General features: G+C 71.0%; 1 protein-coding gene. It reads left to right on the top strand.

All coding sequences use genetic code 11. From position 1 onward, the window contains the following. The coding region (locus tag E4099_RS32520) for an ATP-binding protein (protein WP_135342662.1) at window positions 1-815 on the top strand (815 nt) is incomplete at both ends.

Raw genomic sequence — 815 nt, forward strand, 5'->3', positions numbered from 1 at the left:
CCCTTGCGCATCGACGCCCCGTCACCCACCCCCGAGGACCGGCGCAAGCTGTGGGAACACCATCTGGCCGGAACGCCTTTGGCCCAGCAGGCCCGCGCCTGGGCCCGCCTCCCGCTGCCGCCTCGGCAGGCCGGACAAGCGGTCATCAGCGCGGTACACCGGGCCCGCCTGGAGGCACGCCCCGTGACCGACGCCGACATCCGCACCGCGATCCGCGCCCACGCCGCCCCCGAGCTGGAGCGCCTGGCCCGCCGGATCGTCCCCGCCGCCACTCTTCAGGACCTGGTCCTGCCTCCCGGCCCGCGTGCCGAGATCGAGGACCTGCTGGTACGCGCCCGACATCGCGACGTCGTCCTGGGATCCTGGCGCATGTCCCCGGGCAACGCGCGCGGGCACGGCGTCATCGCGCTGTTCAGCGGCCCGTCCGGGACCGGGAAGACGCTGGCCGCCGAAGCCCTCGCGCACGCCCTGGGCGGCGATCTGTACATCGTCAACCTCGCCACCATCGTCGACAAGTACATCGGCGAGACCGAGAAGAACCTCGACCGCATCCTCACCCACGCCGCCCACGCCCCCGGCGTCCTCCTCTTCGACGAGGCCGACGCCCTCTTCGGCAAACGCTCCGAGGTCAAGGACGCACACGACCGCCACGCCAACACCCAAATCGCCCATCTCCTGCAACGCCTGGAAGCCTTCGACGGCGTCGCCATCCTCACCACCAACCTCACCGCCAACATCGACGACGCCTTCACCCGGCGTCTGGACCGCATCACCCACTTCCCCCCACCCGACGCCGCCCAACCTGTCTCTTATAC

This window comes from Streptomyces palmae, assembly GCF_004684805.1.
Lineage (GTDB): Bacteria > Actinomycetota > Actinomycetes > Streptomycetales > Streptomycetaceae > Streptomyces > Streptomyces palmae.